Annotated in this window: 3 protein-coding genes; 2 read left to right on the top strand and 1 reads right to left on the bottom strand. The window is 41.3% G+C overall.

What is annotated here, in order from left to right:
- Positions 1–463: 463 nt before the first annotated feature.
- Positions 464–973 carry a Panacea domain-containing protein gene (locus VE944_RS04940; RefSeq protein ID WP_324973144.1) on the top strand — a complete coding sequence of 170 codons (510 nt, stop codon included), beginning with the start codon at positions 464–466 and terminating at the stop codon, positions 971–973.
- Positions 945–1,322: a hypothetical protein gene (locus VE944_RS04935; RefSeq protein WP_324973141.1), complete on the top strand. Its 378-nt coding sequence runs from the start codon at positions 945–947 to the stop codon at positions 1,320–1,322. Before VE944_RS04940 ends, VE944_RS04935 begins: the two co-directional genes overlap by 29 nt.
- An 82-nt stretch (positions 1,323–1,404) precedes the next feature.
- On the opposite strand, the gene VE944_RS04930 is transcribed toward VE944_RS04935, so the two are convergent.
- Positions 1,405–1,988 (bottom strand): DUF4336 domain-containing protein (locus VE944_RS04930; RefSeq protein WP_324973138.1); only part of this gene is annotated, 584 nt, incomplete at its 5' end.

The raw sequence follows: 1,988 nt of genomic DNA, 5'->3' as shown, positions 1-1,988 counted from the left end.
GGCAGCTGCCTACACCTGGGCATTAGGGGAAGGAGCCTGCGTTTACTTTGGTGATTTAATGGGAGGTAAGAAACCCGATCCCCAGAAAATTCAATTGGTGATGCAAGAAGCGTTTCAGGCGGCACAAGAACGGTTTAAGGGAATTAAACGGTAAGAAAATGTCAGATGTTGGGTTGGCTGCTTCAACTCAACTTACAGCGATAAGCGAGCGTACTGAGTTTAATCTAAGCTACAGTCTTGTTTGTAGGATACTTACAAAAATGATTTTTCAAAATATTTAGTAAACATGTACTATATATTTACACGCTCCAATTATAATAGTATGTGTGAGTTACTCTTGAAACTTGTTAAAGTCGGAAGTCTGTTTTAATTTGCGGGTCTGAGTATGATCGATTGTCTCAATGCAGCTCGCTATTTTATCGCGAGAGCTTATGAGGACAGTATAGAAGCAGAAATGACCAATATGAAGGTTCAAAAGCTTCTGTATTACTCACAAAGCTTACATTTAGCCCTGTACGATGAGCCATTGTTTGAAGAAGAAATCCAAGCATGGCGATATGGCCCTGTATGTCCTCCGGCTTACAGGTTTTATAGTGAATTTGAAGCTAAACAATTACCTATCCCTACTCAAGAGTTCTTGTTACAGATTCCTAATGAGAAGAAACAACTTCTAGAAGAAATTTGGGAATATTTCGGTAGCTATCATGCCTATCTACTTAGTGATATGACCCATTTTGAGTTTCCTTGGAAGAAAGCTCGCAAAGGGCTGCCACCTGAAGCTAAATCAACTGAGCCGATTCTTCTTGAGGATTTGAAAGCGTTAGGCTATCAGAAGTTAGACCTGATAGAGCGTGACAATCCTGTGTATAAACATGTAATGTCCGAAACTTTGCAGGATGCTTTCACTTCGGAATCATCAACTCGTATTCGCAAAGGGGAAGTGCGTGACTGGCTCAACTCCCTTCTCGATTGAAGAATGCGAGAATTTCATACGTTCTTTCAAAAAACTTGCAAAAGCTCACAGAGCAGATTTTGTTGCACTTGTGGCAGAAGTCTTGGAAGATTTGATTGAAGACCAGTATCCTATCAATTCTCGTAACGAACCCTTACCTGCAAAAATTAAATTACCTCAAGGATGGTCATTCCACAAGCTCGAGTTAAAGGTTTCCAAAGGAGCTTCTGGACAAATCAGATTAATGTATTTAGTTAATACAATTGACTGCGTAATTAAACTTGTATGGATTTATAGTCACGAGCAGTTTGCAAAACGTCCTGCCGACACAGATATAAAAAGCGTTATCAAGGACATCTTAGACTCTTAGCCCCTGTTGGATGTCCTTGTACTTTCACTTGTGCTTCAAATGTAATTGCATTAGGCTGACAAAATCTAATTGGCCCTCTATCCTACACTTTCTCCTTTGCTGCTGGCACAATGCCAAACTTATTTAAACCTGTATCGATTTCTTTCAGCAGTTTAAAATCCTCCTCTGGCAAAGCATAGCTACTACTGCTGAACAAACCCGCGCTAACAGCAGGCTGCTTTTCTAAAAAAGAGAAAGCTTGGCGAAACTGATGCGGCTCGGCTTTAATCGGTGAATCAAAGTGACAGGGAATAATCCACTCGAAGTCCCAACTTGCAACTTTATCAGCCCAGTCGATGGTTTCTTTTGGTGCGCGGTTGAGAATCAGTGTCTGTAAAATTGGGGCGACAAACAAACGCCCATCACCTCGCAGAGCATCAAACGATCGCTGCCAATCTGGATGCCATTTAAAAGGATACAATCCAAAATAAGCTTTCTTTGAGCGTTCTGTTGCTTTCAAGGCATCTTGCAACACCTGACTCCATTGGCGGATATTTAGTGCGTTTGGTTGAAAGTACAAAGCAAACAACGAGATGCGCCCCCATCCCTTACGGCGATTTGCCTGAATGTCTGCAACAATATCAGTAGCATCATCCTTGGCATGGAATAGTAAGGGATATGGATCTA

This window comes from Nostoc sp., from assembly GCF_035638895.1.
Classification (GTDB): domain Bacteria; phylum Cyanobacteriota; class Cyanobacteriia; order Cyanobacteriales; family Nostocaceae; genus Nostoc.
This window is presented reverse-complemented; position numbering and strand designations above follow the sequence as displayed.

Excerpts from the sequence above, each read along its gene's own strand:
- VE944_RS04940 (WP_324973144.1), top strand. The coding sequence starts at position 464 with ATGAAGGTTCAAAAGCTTCTGTATTACTCACAAAGCTTACATTTAGCC.